The sequence below is a fragment of the Streptomyces griseocarneus genome (assembly GCF_014655595.1).
Taxonomy (GTDB): domain Bacteria; phylum Actinomycetota; class Actinomycetes; order Streptomycetales; family Streptomycetaceae; genus Streptomyces; species Streptomyces griseocarneus.
This window is the reverse complement of record NZ_BNBL01000005.1, coordinates 119,780-134,460: the sequence shown is the minus strand read 5'-3', so window position 1 is coordinate 134,460 and position 14,681 is coordinate 119,780. Positions and strand designations below refer to the sequence as shown.

The window sequence follows — 14,681 nt, the reverse complement described above, 5'->3', positions numbered from 1 at the left end:
GCGCCTTCCACGGCGCCGGGCCTCAGCGGGTGTGCGGGGGGAGTCCGCGTCGCCTACTGCGCCGCGTCCTTCTTCTCCTTGTTCTCCTTGATGCGCGCCGCTTCCTTGCGGACCTCGGCCTGGGTGGCGCGCTCGCGGCGCAGCCACTCGGGCATCTCGTTCTTCAGCGCGTCGATCTGCTCCGTGGTGAGGGCGTCCGTGACACCGCCGCGGGCGAGGCCGGCGATGGAGACGCCCAGCTTCGCCGCGACCACGGGCCGGGGGTGCGGGCCGTTGCGTCGCAGTTCCTGCAGCCACTCGGGCGGATCGGCCTGCAGCGCGTTGAGCTCGTCGCGCGAGAGGACCCCCTCCTGGAACTCGGCGGGGGTGGCTTGGAGGTACACACCCAGCTTCTTCGCCGCGGTCGCGGGCTTCATCGTCTGGGTGGTCTTGTGCGACGTCATGGTGTCAAGGGTATTCGAGCATGTGCGCTACCTCTGACCACGACCGGTAATCTGGGCGGGTGACAGGCTCGGAAGTACACCCTTCGTTCCGGCTCGCCTACGTCCCGGGAGTGATGCCCACCAAGTGGGTGCGGATCTGGAACGAGCGGCTGCCCGACATCCCGCTGGACCTCGTCGCGGTGCCGGCCGCCGAAGCGGGTGACCTGCTGCGCGACGGCGGCGCCGACGCGGGTCTCGTGCGCCTGCCGGTCGACCGGACGGTTCTCAGCGCGATCCCCCTCTACACCGAGACGACCGTGGTCGTGATCCCCAAGGATCACCTCTTCGCGGCGGCCGACGAGGTGTCCGCGGCGGATCTGGCCGACGACGTCGTGTTCCACCCGCTCGACGACACCCTCGACTGGGAGCACCCGCCGGGACGGCCCGCGATCGAGCGCCCCGCCACGACGGGGGACGCCATCGAGCTGGTGGCCGCGGGAGTGGGACTGCTCGTCGTGCCGCAGTCGCTCGCCCGCCTGCACCACCGCAAGGACCTCACGTACCGGCCGGTCACGGACACTCCCCAGTCGAGCGTCGCCCTGTCCTGGCCCGAGGAGAAGACCACCGACCTGGTGGAGGACTTCATCGGGATCGTCCGAGGGCGGACCGTCAACAGCACCCGGGGCCGCTCCACCGCCCCGGCCGCCGCCCAGCCGAAGGGCAAGCGCCCCGACACCGGCGGTGCCCGGCGCAAGCCCGCGGCGGGCAAGACGGCCGGCAGGACGAGCGGTAAGACGGGCGGCAAGAGCGCCCGCGGCGGTTCCGGCGGCGCCCCCAAGGGCGCCAAGCGCGGCAAGCCCCGCCGCCGCTCGTAGCCCGGAGCCCCCCCGGGGGCCGGCCGACCGGGATCCGCCTAGGTCCAAGGGCCTAGGCGATTACCGACTCCGGGCAGAGGCCCGCGTACGGCCCCGTCGCATACGGTCGTGGCGAAACGATCGACAAACGGGGGAACCACGATGCACACGGGCCGTACGCACGACTGGAACGGCGACCTGCTGGATCTCGACGCCTACCTGGACCGCCTCGGGTACCGGGGCGAGCGGGCGCCGACGCTGGAGGTGCTGCGCGCGCTGCATCGCGCGCACGTCACCTCGATTCCGTTCGAGAACATCAACCCCGTCCTGGACATTCCGGTTGTCCTGGACGTCCCCGGCGTCCAGGACAAGCTGGTGCGCAGCCGCCGCGGCGGCTACTGCTACGAGCACGTCACCCTGTTCGCCGCGGCCCTGCAACGGCTGGGCTTCGAGTTCACCGCGCTGAGCGGGCGGGTGACGCTCGGCGCGGACAAGATCCTGCCGGCCACCCATGCGCTGCTGGCCGTGACCGCCGCCGACGACGAGCGGCTGTGGCTGTGCGACGTCGGATTCGGCTGCGGACCGCTGGAGCCGGTCGAGATCGCGGACGGCACCGAGGCCGACTTCGAGGGCTGGAGGTTCCGGCTGGAGCGGCGCGAGGGGCCGTTCGGCATCGACGACTGGTGGCTGCACCAGTACGGCGCGGACGGCTGGAGGGACCGCCACACCTTCACGCTGAACCCCCAGTACGCGATCGACTACGCGCTGGGCAGCTACTTCGTCGCCACCCACCATCGATCCCCCTTCTCCAACCGCCTGTTCGCCCAGCACTTCGGCGCCGACCACCACCACCGGCTCGACGCGACGACCTTGACCACCTTCCGCCCCGACGGCTCGTCCACCGAGCGGAAGATCGAACCGGCCGAACTCGGGCGGGTGCTGGAGGAGGACTTCGGGATCGTCGTGAGCGCCGAGAACCTCGCGCGGCTCCAGGAAGGGCTCGAGTCTGCCTGACCGCCGACGGGCCGCCTGACCGCCGACCGGCCGGGATCAGCCGGTTCTCCACCGCAATGTGAATATATGCAGAATTCCTTTCGAATTGCAGGCATATGTCCGCATATTTACTCTGCATGTGTCAGTGATGCACACCATCAGGGGGCATGCAGAGGAGAACGCATGGGAAACCAGACGATCACTTCCGGCAGGGCGCTTCCCCGGTTCGAGGAAGCCGAGGGCATCGGGCCCCAGGACAGCGCGTTCGTCCGGGACCTCGTGGCGGTCCTGGAGAAGCACGGGAACCTCGACCGGTTCGGACTGTGCCTGCTCCACGACCACTTCCCCGTCGCCTCCGACGAGGTCCTGGTCGAGACCCACGACCTCGAGGCCCGTACGCTCCGCATCGAGGTCGAAAAGGCCGCGACCACCGGCCACACCCAGCCCTCCCAGTGGCGGTTCGTGAAGACCGGCGGGGACGGTGGCGAGGCCGAGAGTCACGTGTGCCAGGTGATCCTGCAGTGCACTCCCGTCAGCGGCTGTCCGGGAAGCCCGAGCGCGACGTCGTGACGGTGCGCCGCGGGCCCTTCCGCGCCGCACCGGGCGGGGACCGCCGCGGCCGCCGTACGCCCTCGTGACGGGCGGCGCGCGGGCCCGGCGGCCCCGTCGCCGCTGGGCCGCACTCCTGTTCCTCGGCCTGGCGGCGTGGTGGGGCGCGTCGCCCGCCCCGGCGAACGCCGCCGGGCCGATGGCCGCCGACGACTGCCACACGGAGCGGCTGAGCGAGGCCCACACCGACGTCGAACTGCGGCTCGAGAACCACGGCCGCTCCGTGGCCGAGGCCTCGGGGGTCATGAAGGTCCGGGTGCCGACCAGCTGGCCGTACGCCAACGACCTGCTGCTGAGCGACAGTTCCGAGCCCCACCGGCGTGCGATGCGCTGCCTCCTGCGGGCCCCGGGCACCATGAGCCGGCCCGAGGAGTGGCGCACCCACAGCCCGCGGGTGAAGGCCGAGGCGTCCTGGGTCGAGATCCAGTACGAGACGCAGTTCCGGTTCAACAACGGCGGGCGGTTCAACGTCGGGCCGTGGGTCATGGAACTCCACACCAAGCAGTGGAGCCTGTCGCTCACCCCGCCACCGGCCCTCAAAGGCGCCCACTGGGATCGCGTACGGATCGACCCGGGAGGGCTCGACGCCTCCGAGGTGACGCCGAGGCCCTCGGCGGCGGAGAACGGGCAGCTGGTGTGGACCGGAGTCGGGCAGTCCGCGACGCCGGGCGGCCCCATGGTGACCGTGCGGGTCATCCCTCCCTGGCAACGGGCCTGGGCGGCGACCAGCGCCAGCAGCGAGCCGTGGCTGATCGCCAACGCGGCCGGCATGACCACCTGGTGGGTGGGGAGCTCGATCGTCATGGCACTGGCCGCCCTGCGCGCCCGGCGCCAGCCGGCCGGCCCCGAACTCACCGAGCTGGAGAAGAGCAGCAGCGGCGCCCTGTGGTGGTGGGCCGTGCTCAAGGCCGTCCTCGGCGTGATGGTCCTGCTGCTGTACAAGGCGATCCTCAACACCGCCGGGTTCGTCGCCGACGAGCCACCGGACTGGCTGGGCTACAGCATGCGCTGGCCCGTGCTCATCGGTGTCCTGGGCGGCTGGCTGCTGGTCGTCACCGCCCGGCCCAGGAGGTCCGTGACGGTGGCCGCCACCCTCGTCGCGGCCGCCGCGGCCCTGGTGGCCGCGGTGCCGTCCCTGTTCGGGCTCCCCGAGCCACTGGCCACGGCCGACCGCCCGGCGGACGCGGGATTCGCCGTGCTGGTGGCGGAGGTCGCGGCCCTGGAGTGGCTGTGGCTGGCGGGCGTCGTCCTGTGGGCCTGGACGCTCGCCCGCCAGGGCGGACTGCTCCGCCCCGCGGCCACCCCCTGGCGGCTGCGCCGCCTCGGCCCCGCGCTCGCCGCGCTCACCCTCCTGCTCCTGGGGTGGGGGGCATGGGCCATCGAACGCAAATGGCAGCGGGTCAGCTGGCTGTCCGACCGCGGCGTCGCCGCGTACCACACCCAGCACGTGGCCTCCCTGGCCCGCGACATGGCCTCGTTCGCCTCCCAGATCCCGGCGTGGTACTACACCCACACCTGGGTCCTGACCGGCATCGCGATCGTCGCCCTGCTACGGGCCAGGGACCTCGCCCCCACCGTGCCGTACGCGAGCCCCACGCCCCTGGACCGCCTCCTGCTGGCCGTGTTCTTCGCGGTCGTGGTCGCCTGGCGCCAGGGCTCGTACGCCGGCAGCCAGGCGCTCTCCGCCCTCTGGCTGGTGTTCGACGTCGCCGCCCTCTACGGGCTGCTGGCGGTCGGCCAGCGGCGGGCCGTCCTCACCCAGCACCTCGAGGGCTGCGAGGGCTGCGACGGCTCCCCGCAGCTGTGCGAGACCATCACCGAGGCCGAGCGCAACGACCTGATCGCCCGCGCCCGCCGCTACCGCGAGCTGACCGCGACCCTGCGCACCGTGGACCAGGCGGGAGGCGAGGCCGCGCTCAGCCGGCACGCGCTGGAGAAGGAACTGAGCCGGCTGCACCGCTGGCGCCCGGCACCCGGGACCGGCGGCGCGGCCCGGCCCTGGCTGCCGGCCCAGGTCACCGTCGTCGACGTGGCCCTCAGCTGGGGACCGCACGCCAAGTGGTGGGACAACGCACGCCGTGCCGCCGTACTGGCGGCCGCCTTCGGCATCCCCGGCAGCATCCTGATGGTCTGGATGGCCTACGCGCCCACGTCCGAATGGATGCGCCGGGGCCTGTACATGTTCGGCGCGCCCGAGATGGTGTGGATGTTCGTCTACTGGGAGCTGGTCTGGGCCGGGGCGGGCCTGGTGCTGGGGGCGCTGTGGCGCCTGCTGCCCGGCCGCCGCGGCCCGGCCCGCGCCCTGGGCCTGACCCTCGCCTACGCCCTCCTGATCGGCCTGGGCATCCTCGGCAACCTCATCACCGACCAGGAGATCGGCAACGTGGCCGTCGGCGTCTCCCTCATGCTGCTGGTCCTCACCCTGACCAGCCTCGCGATGGACGCCGACACCTTCCGCTCGGAACGGCGCTTCTGGCCCAACCGCATCGGACTGCTGCTGTCCATCTACCAGATCCGCAGCTTCTCGGCGCAGGTCGCCTACATCCTGATGCAGCTGGTCGCGGTGCTGACCATCCTCAAATTCTTCGCCGGCTCCGACGCGCGGTGGAAGTAGTTCCCGAAGGGGCTCATCCCGCCGTGCCGACGCAGCCCTCCAGTGCCGCGGCGAGGTCCGGGGCGGGGCGGGGGACGGTGCCGAAGTCGGCGTCGCTGTCGGTCTCCAGCCTCCGGACGACGTCGGTGAGCCGGGAGGTGAACATCCACCAGCGTTCCGGGGAGGAGACACCGGGGTCGGCGGCGGCGCTCTTCCGTCGCGACGACTCGCGCGACGCCTCCCGCGCCGGCTCCGCGAGCGGGCGCGCCCGGCATTCGGGGACGTGGAAGCGGCTGGAGGGCTCGTCGCCCGGGACGGGAGCGGGAGGGGCGTCCAGGATCCATTCGCCGCCCTGCTCGTGGAGGGCGGTGGCCTGGGCGTACCACCATCGGGCGGCCTGGCGCTCGCTGTGCTGGAGGTGGTGCAGGTACAGGCAGTGGGCGGCGGTGGCGGAGCCGGCGCCGGCGGCGAACTGCCACCAGAACTGGGCCGCCTCGTGCCGGTCGGCGAGGTAGAGCAGGCAGGCGAAGGTCAGCGCGCCGCCGGGGTCGATCGTCGCGGGGTCGTCGACCAGCAGGGCCATCGCGGCGACGGCGGAGCGGTCGCGCACGACCCGGGAGGAGAGCGCGCCGAGTTCCTCGGTGGCGCACTCGTGCAGGGCGGTGCGCCTGCGGGCGATCAGCCAGCCGTCCGCGAACGGTGGCCGGCCGGCTGCGTCGGGCCCGGTGCGGGGGGTGCTCCCGTACGGGTCGGCGTCGGGGTCCCGGCCCGCGATGCCCGCCCTGTTCCACAGGACGTGGCCGGCGATCCGGGCCAGGGCGCCCCGAGCGTCGTAGTCGTCGAAGGTCTCGGCCAGCACCGTGGCCCCGACCAGCGCCCGGTCGAGGGGGGTCGGCCGCTCGCTTCCCTGGCACATGTCGCTCACTCCTCCTCTTCCCCGGCCCAGTCGACGCCCACCTCGCGGGCCAGGCGCCGGCGTGCCCCGCGCACGTGGGAGCGGACCGTGGCCGGTGTGACGCCCATGATCCGGGCGACCCGGGGCACCGGGTAGCCCAGCACGAACCGCAGGACGACCACGTCGTGCTGACGGTCCGGCAGCCGTGTGATGGCCGTGTAGAGCCCCAGGCCGGATTCCAGCACCTCCATGCGGGCCCGTGTCGCCTCCCGGACGGCGGCGAACAGCGCCGTCTCCACCAGGGCGGGCTTGTCACGGCCCCTGACCACCAGCAGCTTGGCGATCTGGTCCTTGAGCGCGGCCAGGGCGTACCCCTCGACGCTCGGCTGGCGTAAGACCGCGTTCCAGTTCAGCGCGAGGTGGGAGAAGACCTCCTCCACGACCCATTCGGCATCGGCCCTGCCGCCGAGCTGGACGTAGGCGTACCGGAGGTAGGCCCGGTGGTGGTACGAGAAGAAGGCGGTGAAGTCGACCGGCAGCACGGCCGACGGATCCTCTCGTGGAACCGGACAGGCCCGGGGGCCACCTCGCCGCTCGTCACGCATGACGTCCCTCCCCCTGGCCGGGCGGCCGACAGCCGGTCACGTGCACGTCCCTTCACCGATGGGCAGTGCCGCCCCCGCCCGACACCGAAGGCCACGAAGCCCTCACTCCCCAGCCAAGCGAAGACGGGGCACGAATGTGCAGGCCGATATCCGCCACCGCGGCCGGGCGGATGCATCCGCCGCGGCGCGCGCCCCCCGGGGCGCGGAAGGCCGGTCCGCCGGCGCCGGCGCCGAAGGGGCGGCGCGTCAGCTCGCCGGTGACTGAGGACCGGGCCCCGGATTAGGCCATGTGGGTGATGCCCGGGAGGAGGATTCGACTGGCGCGTGCCCAGACTGGGAGGTAATGAGCGGTTCTGTCCGTGCCGAGTCAGGAGACAGCGCATGGCGACGATCGAATACCTCCCCCGGACGGAATTCCTGCGGCAGACCGAGCGGGCGGCCGAGCGGTACGAGGCACGGACACGGGAGCGCGAGGCGACCCGGAAGGTGCTCGACGACCGTGGGGTGCTGCACGCGGACGCACCCGACCGGGTGACCAAGCGACTGGCGCGCCTGGGGGCGAGCTGGTCGCTGGCCACCGCGCTGGAACACACTCCGCGCGAGGCAGGCACGGGGCGGAGCCTCGCGGCCCTGGCGCCGGACAGCTTCGGTGCGGACGTGCTCGGGCTCGAGCGCCTGATGGGGCGCAACGACCTGGTCGACGTGGGGTTCCTCGAGGCCGGCTCCCTGGCCGCGCGGTCCGTCGGGCGCGTGTTCGTACGGGGCCGGGAGGCGCACTACGGCACGGGATTCCTGGTGTCCGAGTCGTTGCTGCTGACCAACAACCACGTGCTCCGCGATCCCGAGGAGGCCGGGCGCGGTGTCGTCGGGTTCAACTACCAGGCGGGGGCCGACGGCCGGGCCCTGGTGCCGGTGGAGTTCGCCCTCGAGCCCGCCCGGTTCTTCGTCACCGACCGGCACCTGGACTTCACGCTGGTCGCCGTGGCCGACCGGAGCGACCACGGTGAGCCGCTCGGTTCCTTCGGCCGGCTCGGGCTGAGCGAAGCCCAGGGCAAGGTCATCCTCGGGGAACTGGTGAACATCATCCAGCACCCGGGCGGCGAGCCGAAGCAGCTCGCGCTGCGCGAGAACGAAGTGGTCGACCTGCTCGAGGACTTCGTGCAGTACGGAGCCGACACCCGGCAGGGGTCCTCGGGAGCCCCGGTCTGCAACGACCAGTGGGAGGTCGTCGCCCTGCACCACGCCGGCGCGCCCGCGAAGGACTCCGGCGGCCACTACCTCGCGGTGGACGGAAGCGTGTGGACCCCGGACCAGGGCGAGGAGCGGCTGGCCTGGAAGGCCAACGAGGGCGTACGGATCAGCCGGGTCCTCAAGGCCGTGCGCGAGGCCCCCGTATCGGGCAGCGCGCCGGAACTGCGCGCCCAGCTGTTCGAGACGCCCGCCGCCCGGCCCGGATCCGTCGGCTCGCCGCCGCAGGCCGGGGCGCCCACGCCGGAGACATCCGGCCGGAGCGGCTCCGACGACGTCGTCCACCTGACGCTGCCCCTGCGGATCACGGTCGGCATCGCGGATGCCGGCCCGGCGTCCGACGGCGATCGCAGTACGCCGCCGCCCCTGACGCCGGCATACGGGCCGTCGGCGTACGTGCCCCCGGCGTACAGCCCGCCGGCGTACGGCCCGCTGACGGACGGCCGTGTTCCGTCCGCCGACAGGGAGATCGAGGCCGCGCTGGTCGACCTCGAGGCAGGCCGCGCCCGCCCCTACTACGACGCCGAGGCCGACCGGGCCGCGCAGCAGGCGTACTACGCCGCTCTCCCCGGCGTCACCGGCGCCGCGCTGCGGCAAGCGCTGACCGGCCTCCTCGAGCAGACCCACCTGCGGCGTCCCCCGTACAAGCCGGTGCGGCTGCTGTACCCCTGGGTGGACCTGCACCCCGACCTCGAACTGCGCGGCATCTACTCCGGCCAGTCCTTCAGCCCGGAGGAGTTCATCCGGGCCGACGCCGAGGCCGAGGCCGCCCGCTTCGAGCGATGGCGGGAACTGCTCACGCGCGAGGCCGTGCTCGGGCCGGACGCGGTCGCCGCCGAGATGGAGGCCCTGGAGGATGCCGTGGTCTTCAACTGCGAGCACGTCGTGCCGCAGTCGTGGTTCGCCAAGCGTGAACCCATGCGCGGGGACCTCCACCATCTGTTCGCCTGCGGCGTGACGTGCAACAGCTTCCGCGGCAACTTCCCCTACTTCGACTACCCCGAGTTCCAGGAAGCCGTTCACACCCACTGCGGGCGCCGCGAGAGCCAGGGATTCGAGCCCTCGGCCGGCAAGGGGCCGGTGGCCAGGGCGACGTTCTACTTCCTCCTGCGCTATCCGGGGCTCATCGGGGACGCCGCGGGCGAGCTGCGACGCGAGCGGCTGGACATGCTGCTGACCTGGCACGAATCGGAAGCCGTCGGGGAGTACGAACGCCACCGCAACTCCGCCATCGCCGAGATCCAGGGCGACCGCAACCCCCTCGTCGACCACCCCGAGTGGGCGCGGGACCTGGACTTCGCGCACGCGTGGCCCGGCGCCTGAGCCCAGGGGCCGGGCACCCGCCCCGGCCCCGGTTCAGCCGAGCACGCGGACGGGTGAGCCCGCGAGGAACGCCTGGATGTCCTCGACGGCCTGGCCGTAGTACGTCCGGTAGTTCGCGTCGGTGACGTAGCCGAGGTGCGGGGTCGCCAGGAGGCGCGGCGCGGTGCGCATCGGGTGGCCGGCGGGGAGCGGCTCGATGTCGAAGACGTCGACGCCGGCGCCCGCGATGGTCCCGGCGTGCAGCGCGGCGAGGAGCGCGTCCTGGTCGACGATGGCGGCCCGGGAGGTGTTGATCAGGTAGGCGGTGGGCCGCATCAGACCGAGCTCGGCGGCGCCGAGGAGGCCCCGGGTGCGGTCGCCGAGCGCGAGGTGAACGGAGACGAAGTCGCTGGTGGCCAGCAGTTCCTCCTTGGAGCCGGCCAGGGTCGCGCCGACCTCGTCGGCGCGGTCCCGGGTGAGGTTCTCACTCCAGGCCACCACGTCCATGCCGAAGGCGAGGCCGACCCGGGCGACCCGGCCGCCGATCTTCCCGAGGCCGAGCAGGCCGAGTCGCCGCCCGTGCAGGTCGGCTCCGACGGTCGACTGCCAGGGGCCGCCGTCGCGCAGGGCGGTGGCCTCGGGCACGATGCCCCGGGCGAGGCCGAGCAGCAGGGCCCAGGTCAGTTCGACGGGCGGGGTGGAGGAGCTGGCGGTGCCGCACACGATGACGCCGTGCCGGCGGGCGGCCTCGAAGTCGATGACCGAATTCCGCATGCCGGAGGCCACCAGCAGCTTCAGGCGGGGCAGCCGGGCGAACAGGCCGGCCGGGAACGCGACGCGTTCGCGGAGGGTGACGACGATGTCGAAGCCGTCGAGCGCGGCGGCGAGTTCGTCCTCGGTGGCGAAGTGCTCGGGTATGGAGACGACGTCGACGTCACCCGCGACGGGCGACCAGTCGGCCACCGTCGTCGCGACCTGCTGGAAGTCGTCCAGAACGGCACAGCGAAGCTTCATTGTCGGCTCTCCAGGGGTCGTGCGGATGACGGACGCGGCGGAACCGGGGCTCCTGCCACCATGATCATCCCGCAGCCGGCCGGAGCCGCCGTGGTCAGGCCGCCGGGGCCGCGCAGGCGGCCTGGGTAATGTTCTTCGCCATTCCGCCGAAGACGACGGCGTGGAAGGGCGAGACGCTCCACCAGTAGGCGTGGCCGAGCAGTCCGTGCGGATGGAAGAGGGCGCGCTGCCGGTAGCGGGTACGGCCGTCGGGGTCGCGGTCGACGGACATCTCCAGCCAGGCCAGGCCGGGAAGCCGCATCTCGGCGCGCAGCCGCAGCAGCCGGCCCGGTTCGATCTCCTCCACCCGCCAGAAGTCCAGCGAGTCCCCCACCCTCAGCCGGTGCGCGTCACGACGGCCGCGCCGCAGGCCGACGCCGCCGACCAGGCGGTCCAGCCAGCCGCGGGCCGCCCAGGCCAGGGGGAAGGAGTACCAGCCGTTCTCGCCGCCGATCCCTTCGATCACCCGCCACAGCCGCTCGGGCGGGGCGTCCACCGTCCCCTCCCGGTGATCGGCGTAGAGGCTGCCCCCGGCCCAGTCGGGGTCGGTGGGCAGCGGGTCGCTGGGCGCGCCCGGCACGGCCGCCGACGACCAGCGCGTGACCACCTGGGCGTCCCGCACGCGCTGCTGGGCGAGCCTGAGGGCCTCCTCGACGCCGATGAGGCCGGCCGGCGGGTCGGGAACGTGGCGCGCGATGTCGTGTTCGCGGCAGACCACTTCGTGGCGCAGCGATTCGGCGAGGGGACGGGCGATGCTGCCGGGGACCGGGGTGACCAGGCCGATCCAGAGGCTGGACAGGCGCGGCGTCAGCACGGGTACGGGCAGGACGATCCGGCGCGGCAGGCCGGCGACCGCCGCGTAGGCCTGCATCATGTCGCGGTAGGTGAGGACGTCCGGGCCGCCGATGTCGAAGGCGCGGTTGACGTCGGCGGGCAGCCGGGCGCCGGCGACGAGGTAGCGCAGGACGTCGCGCACGGCGACCGGCTGGATCCGGGTGCGGACCCAGCTGGGGGTGACCATGAGCGGCAGGCGCTCGGTGAGGTAGCGCAGGATCTCGTAGGAGGCCGAGCCGGAGCCGATGATGACGGCGGCGCGCAGCACCGTGGTGGGCACTCCCGAGCCCAGCAGGATCCGGCCGACCTCGGCGCGTGAGCGCAGGTGGGGTGACAGGTTGCGCTCGTCGACGCCGGCCGGGGTGAGGCCGCCGAGGTAGACGAGGCGGCCGACGGCCGCGGCGCGGGCCTGCTCCGCGAAGAGCCGGGCGGCCCGCCGGTCGGTGTCCTCGAACGTCTTGCCGGTGCCGAGGGCGTGGACGAGGTAGTACGCCACGTCGACGCCCCGCATCGCCCCGGCCAGCGACTCCGCGTCCGTCACGTCCCCCCGCACCACCTCGACGCGGTCCGCCCACGGGTGGTCGCGCAGCTTCTCGGGCGTCCGCGCCAGGCAGCGGACCCGGTGTCCGGCGTCCAGGAGCTCCGGCACCAGCCGGCCCCCGATGTATCCGCTCGCGCCGGTGACCAGGCAGAGCGCTCCGGTGCCGGTGTCGTTGTCCTCGCTTCGCATGCGCGCCTCCGCCGTGGGCCTCCGTACAGGCCGACGGTCGTCGGCATGCTTATATTTGCGACAAAAAGGATCCCTATTGGCATATGGGGTGAAAAGTCAAGGAACACGGAGCTGGTTTGCGTCCAAAGGGGCAGGCCATGTCAACTTATCCTCATGAGCAACGTGTTCTTCGACATCACCATCAACGACGAGCCGGCGGGCCGGATCGTCTTCAAGCTGTACGACGACGTGGTCCCCAAGACCGCCAAGAACTTCCGTGAGCTCGCCACCGGCCAGCACGGCTTCGGTTACGAGGGCTCCAGCTTCCACCGGGTCATCCCCGCCTTCATGCTGCAGGGCGGCGACTTCACCCGCGGTGACGGCACCGGCGGCAAGAGCATCTACGGCGAGAAGTTCGCCGACGAGAACTTCAAGCTGAAGCACACCAAGCCCGGCCTGCTCTCCATGGCCAACGCGGGCCGCAACACCAACGGCTCGCAGTTCTTCATCACCACCATCGTCACCGACTGGCTGGACGGCAAGCACGTCGTCTTCGGCGAGGTCGTCGAGGGCATGGACCTCGTGAAGCAGATCGAGAGCCTCGGCTCCCGCAGCGGCGCCACCCAGGCCCGCATCACCATCGCCAAGTCCGGCGTCGTCGAGGCCTGACCCATCCGGTGACCGGCCGCCGGTGACGGCGGCCGGTCAGGTCCCGCACATGCCCACGGGGCGTCAGCGGGAGCCGGGCGACAGGGCGATGGCGACGGGCGGCGTCGCGTTGCCGGCGTTGTCGTAGCCGATCGCGCAGTACGTCCAGGGGCCCTCGGTGGCCTTCAGGGACGCGGGGATTCCCAGGTAGTCGCGGTATCCGGCGCCATCGGCGCAGTCCGTTGCCGCCCGCGGCCCGTATTTGACCTTGTAACCGGTGAGCTCCCACGGCGCGTACACCGGTTGGACCCAGTAGGCCGCGTCCTCTCCCTCGCCGAAGAGCTTGCTGTCGACCTTCGGGGCTACGGTGGGGGCGGTGTCGTCCACGCGGGCGTACGCGTACGCGGCGTGCTGGAGGGACGTGGTCCAGCCGGGCCCCCTGAGGGTGCCGTCCGGGCCGCCGGCGACGCACAGGACGTAGAGGTTGTCCTTCGCCGGAAGAGCCTCGTTGTAGTCGGCCCCCGCCGCGGTCAGCCGCCGGGGCTTGTCGTAGCCCTCGGGCCTCGCGCAGTCGACGGCCCCGAAGGGGCCGCTCTTGAAGGCGACGTGGGTGTGACGCCCCGTCGTGCCGGGTGTGACCCGGGCCTCCCAGCGGGCCGGTCCGCCGTCGGGCGTACGGCTGCGCGTGGACAGGCCGGGAGCACTGACCCGAACCTGTTCGCCGCGGTCCAGGCGGCAGCCCTTCTTCCCGAGTCGCAGGCCCTTGTCGTCGAGGCAGGAGGCGACGGCGTCGACGGGGGTGAGGTAGGCGGCGCTGTCCGGCGGCACGATCAGGCCTTTGTCGCCGCCGCCCTCGCAGGGACGGCCCGGGCCGCAGCCGAGGTAGCCGGGGGTGACGATGGTGTTCAGCAGCCCGATGAGCCGGCCCGGGTCCGTGGCGGTGGTGACGGCGCCGCCGGAGGAGCCGCCGCTGATGCCCAGGCAGTCGGTGCGGGTGGCGCCCTTCCACAGCCAGGTGTTCTCGTGCAGCGCGACGCCCGAGGCGATCGAGCCGCAGGTGGACAGGCGCAGGAACCGCCGGCCGTCCTCGATGCCGTCGGTCGGGGCGTGGGCGACGCGCAGGGCGGTGCCGGGCGCGGGGCGTCCGGCCGCGAGCGTTCTCGGCGTCACGCCCATCCCGGCGAGGTCCCGGTAGGTGGCGGAGAGCTGGAGCAGCGAGACGTCGATGTCCTTCATCGTCGCGTAGAGGACGCGTTCGACCGGGAACTTCTTGTGTTCGGCGACGTTGTCGTGGAAGAAGGCGGGGGTGTAGCTCCATTCGGCCGGCGCGGGCCGGCCGACGACGACGTCGTTGGTCCCCATGCCGTCGTCGACGCAGTGCCCGTTGCTCAGGACGAGGGCCTTGGCGCCGGGGTCCGGCTTGCCCGTGGCGTGGACGAGCGTGGCGGTGCAGGTCGTACCGCCGCCGCCGACCAGGCGCCCGGAGGCCCGGAACCGCTTCCCGTCGGGCGAGGTCGCGTCGAGCAGGGGCGCCACTTCCGCGGCGGTGGCCGAGGCGGCGGCCCGTGCCCCCTCGCCGCTCGGCGGCCGTACCGCCTGCGCCGGCGCGGCTCCCCATATCAGCCCTGCGGCGATGCTCCCTGACGCGCATGCCGCCAGTACGGCGCGTGCCCGGGTCCGGACGGCACTCCTCACAGCGCATCCCTCCTTGTCGGCCAGTGGTGTGGTGCGCGGGTGATGCCGCTTCGACCCTCGCAGAGGCCCACCGGGGCCGCGACGCCACTGATCACGTTCCGGACGATCACACGGCGTGACGAGTCCCGGAAGGGGGCTGCCGGGGCGCCTCCCCGCCCCGGTCCGGCGGAACCCAGGCCTCCGCCGAGGCGGCTGACCGGCCTTCAATATCGTCCGGAAAG

12 protein-coding genes are annotated in these 14,681 nt (G+C 72.7%); 6 read left to right on the top strand and 6 right to left on the bottom strand.

Features of this window, described 5'->3' with window-relative positions; genetic code table 11:
- Positions 1 to 53: 53 nt before the first annotated feature.
- A complete protein-coding gene (locus IE295_RS14650; protein ID WP_190064066.1) occupies positions 54 to 443 on the bottom strand; it encodes a DUF5997 family protein in 390 nt (129 codons plus the stop codon).
- A 59-nt stretch (positions 444 to 502) separates the two neighbouring features.
- On the opposite strand from IE295_RS14650, the gene IE295_RS14645 reads away from it, so the two are divergent.
- The 4 genes from IE295_RS14645 (at position 503) to IE295_RS14630 (ending at position 5,492) form a co-directional block, all read left to right on the top strand.
- Positions 503 to 1,297 (top strand): LysR family substrate-binding domain-containing protein, encoded by a 795-nt coding sequence (locus IE295_RS14645; RefSeq protein ID WP_190064065.1) that lies wholly within the window; start codon positions 503 to 505, stop codon positions 1,295 to 1,297.
- A gap of 141 nt (positions 1,298 to 1,438) precedes the next feature.
- A complete protein-coding gene (locus IE295_RS14640) occupies positions 1,439 to 2,290 on the top strand; it encodes an arylamine N-acetyltransferase family protein (protein WP_190064064.1) in 852 nt (283 codons plus the stop codon).
- Positions 2,291 to 2,452: 162 nt separating this feature from the next.
- The gene (locus IE295_RS14635) at positions 2,453 to 2,839 is read left to right on the top strand and encodes a hypothetical protein (RefSeq protein WP_190064063.1); all 387 of its coding nucleotides are present in this window, start codon (positions 2,453 to 2,455) and stop codon (positions 2,837 to 2,839) included.
- Positions 2,840 to 2,903: 64 nt separating this feature from the next.
- Complete coding sequence (locus tag IE295_RS14630) at positions 2,904 to 5,492, top strand: DUF6185 family protein (RefSeq protein WP_190064062.1); 2,589 nt, start codon at positions 2,904 to 2,906, stop codon at positions 5,490 to 5,492.
- A 13-nt stretch (positions 5,493 to 5,505) separates the two neighbouring features.
- Here the strand turns inward: IE295_RS14630 and IE295_RS14625 are convergent, their stop codons facing one another.
- Both IE295_RS14625 and IE295_RS14620 read right to left on the bottom strand, forming a co-directional pair.
- Positions 5,506 to 6,387, bottom strand: a complete 882-nt coding sequence (locus tag IE295_RS14625; RefSeq protein WP_190064061.1) for a hypothetical protein — start codon at positions 6,385 to 6,387, stop codon at positions 5,506 to 5,508.
- Between the two features lie 5 nt (positions 6,388 to 6,392).
- A complete protein-coding gene (locus IE295_RS14620) occupies positions 6,393 to 6,908 on the bottom strand; it encodes an RNA polymerase sigma factor (protein WP_224323274.1) in 516 nt (171 codons plus the stop codon).
- Positions 6,909 to 7,352: 444 nt separating this feature from the next.
- On the opposite strand from IE295_RS14620, the gene IE295_RS14615 reads away from it, so the two are divergent.
- Positions 7,353 to 9,542: an endonuclease gene (locus IE295_RS14615; RefSeq protein WP_190064059.1), complete on the top strand. Its 2,190-nt coding sequence runs from the start codon at positions 7,353 to 7,355 to the stop codon at positions 9,540 to 9,542.
- Positions 9,543 to 9,575: 33 nt separating this feature from the next.
- Here the strand turns inward: IE295_RS14615 and IE295_RS14610 are convergent, their stop codons facing one another.
- Both IE295_RS14610 and IE295_RS14605 read right to left on the bottom strand, forming a co-directional pair.
- Positions 9,576 to 10,535, bottom strand: coding sequence for a D-2-hydroxyacid dehydrogenase family protein (locus IE295_RS14610; RefSeq protein WP_190064058.1), 960 nt, complete (start codon positions 10,533 to 10,535; stop codon positions 9,576 to 9,578).
- A 94-nt stretch (positions 10,536 to 10,629) separates the two neighbouring features.
- A complete protein-coding gene (locus IE295_RS14605) occupies positions 10,630 to 12,138 on the bottom strand; it encodes an SDR family oxidoreductase (protein ID WP_190064057.1) in 1,509 nt (502 codons plus the stop codon).
- Positions 12,139 to 12,291: 153 nt separating this feature from the next.
- Between IE295_RS14605 and IE295_RS14600 the strand changes: the two genes are divergently transcribed.
- Positions 12,292 to 12,786 (top strand): peptidylprolyl isomerase, encoded by a 495-nt coding sequence (locus IE295_RS14600; protein ID WP_190064056.1) that lies wholly within the window; start codon positions 12,292 to 12,294, stop codon positions 12,784 to 12,786.
- 63 nt (positions 12,787 to 12,849) lie between these two features.
- Here the strand turns inward: IE295_RS14600 and IE295_RS14595 are convergent, their stop codons facing one another.
- On the bottom strand, positions 12,850 to 14,460 hold the full coding sequence (locus IE295_RS14595) for a trypsin-like peptidase domain-containing protein (protein WP_190064055.1): 1,611 nt from the start codon (positions 14,458 to 14,460) through the stop codon (positions 12,850 to 12,852).
- Between the last annotated feature and the right edge of the window lie 221 nt (positions 14,461 to 14,681).

Bases quoted from the DNA above. Each gene is read 5' to 3' on its own strand.
- IE295_RS14650 (WP_190064066.1), bottom strand. From the start codon at position 443: ATGACGTCGCACAAGACCACCCAGACGATGAAGCCCGCGACCGCGGCG.
- IE295_RS14640 (WP_190064064.1), top strand. From the start codon at position 1,439: ATGCACACGGGCCGTACGCACGACTGGAACGGCGACCTGCTGGATCTC.
- IE295_RS14635 (WP_190064063.1), top strand. From the start codon at position 2,453: ATGGGAAACCAGACGATCACTTCCGGCAGGGCGCTTCCCCGGTTCGAG.
- IE295_RS14625 (WP_190064061.1), bottom strand. From the start codon at position 6,387: ATGTGCCAGGGAAGCGAGCGGCCGACCCCCCTCGACCGGGCGCTGGTC.
- IE295_RS14615 (WP_190064059.1), top strand. From the start codon at position 7,353: ATGGCGACGATCGAATACCTCCCCCGGACGGAATTCCTGCGGCAGACC.
- IE295_RS14610 (WP_190064058.1), bottom strand. From the start codon at position 10,535: ATGAAGCTTCGCTGTGCCGTTCTGGACGACTTCCAGCAGGTCGCGACG.
- IE295_RS14605 (WP_190064057.1), bottom strand. From the start codon at position 12,138: ATGCGAAGCGAGGACAACGACACCGGCACCGGAGCGCTCTGCCTGGTC.
- IE295_RS14600 (WP_190064056.1), top strand. From the start codon at position 12,292: ATGAGCAACGTGTTCTTCGACATCACCATCAACGACGAGCCGGCGGGC.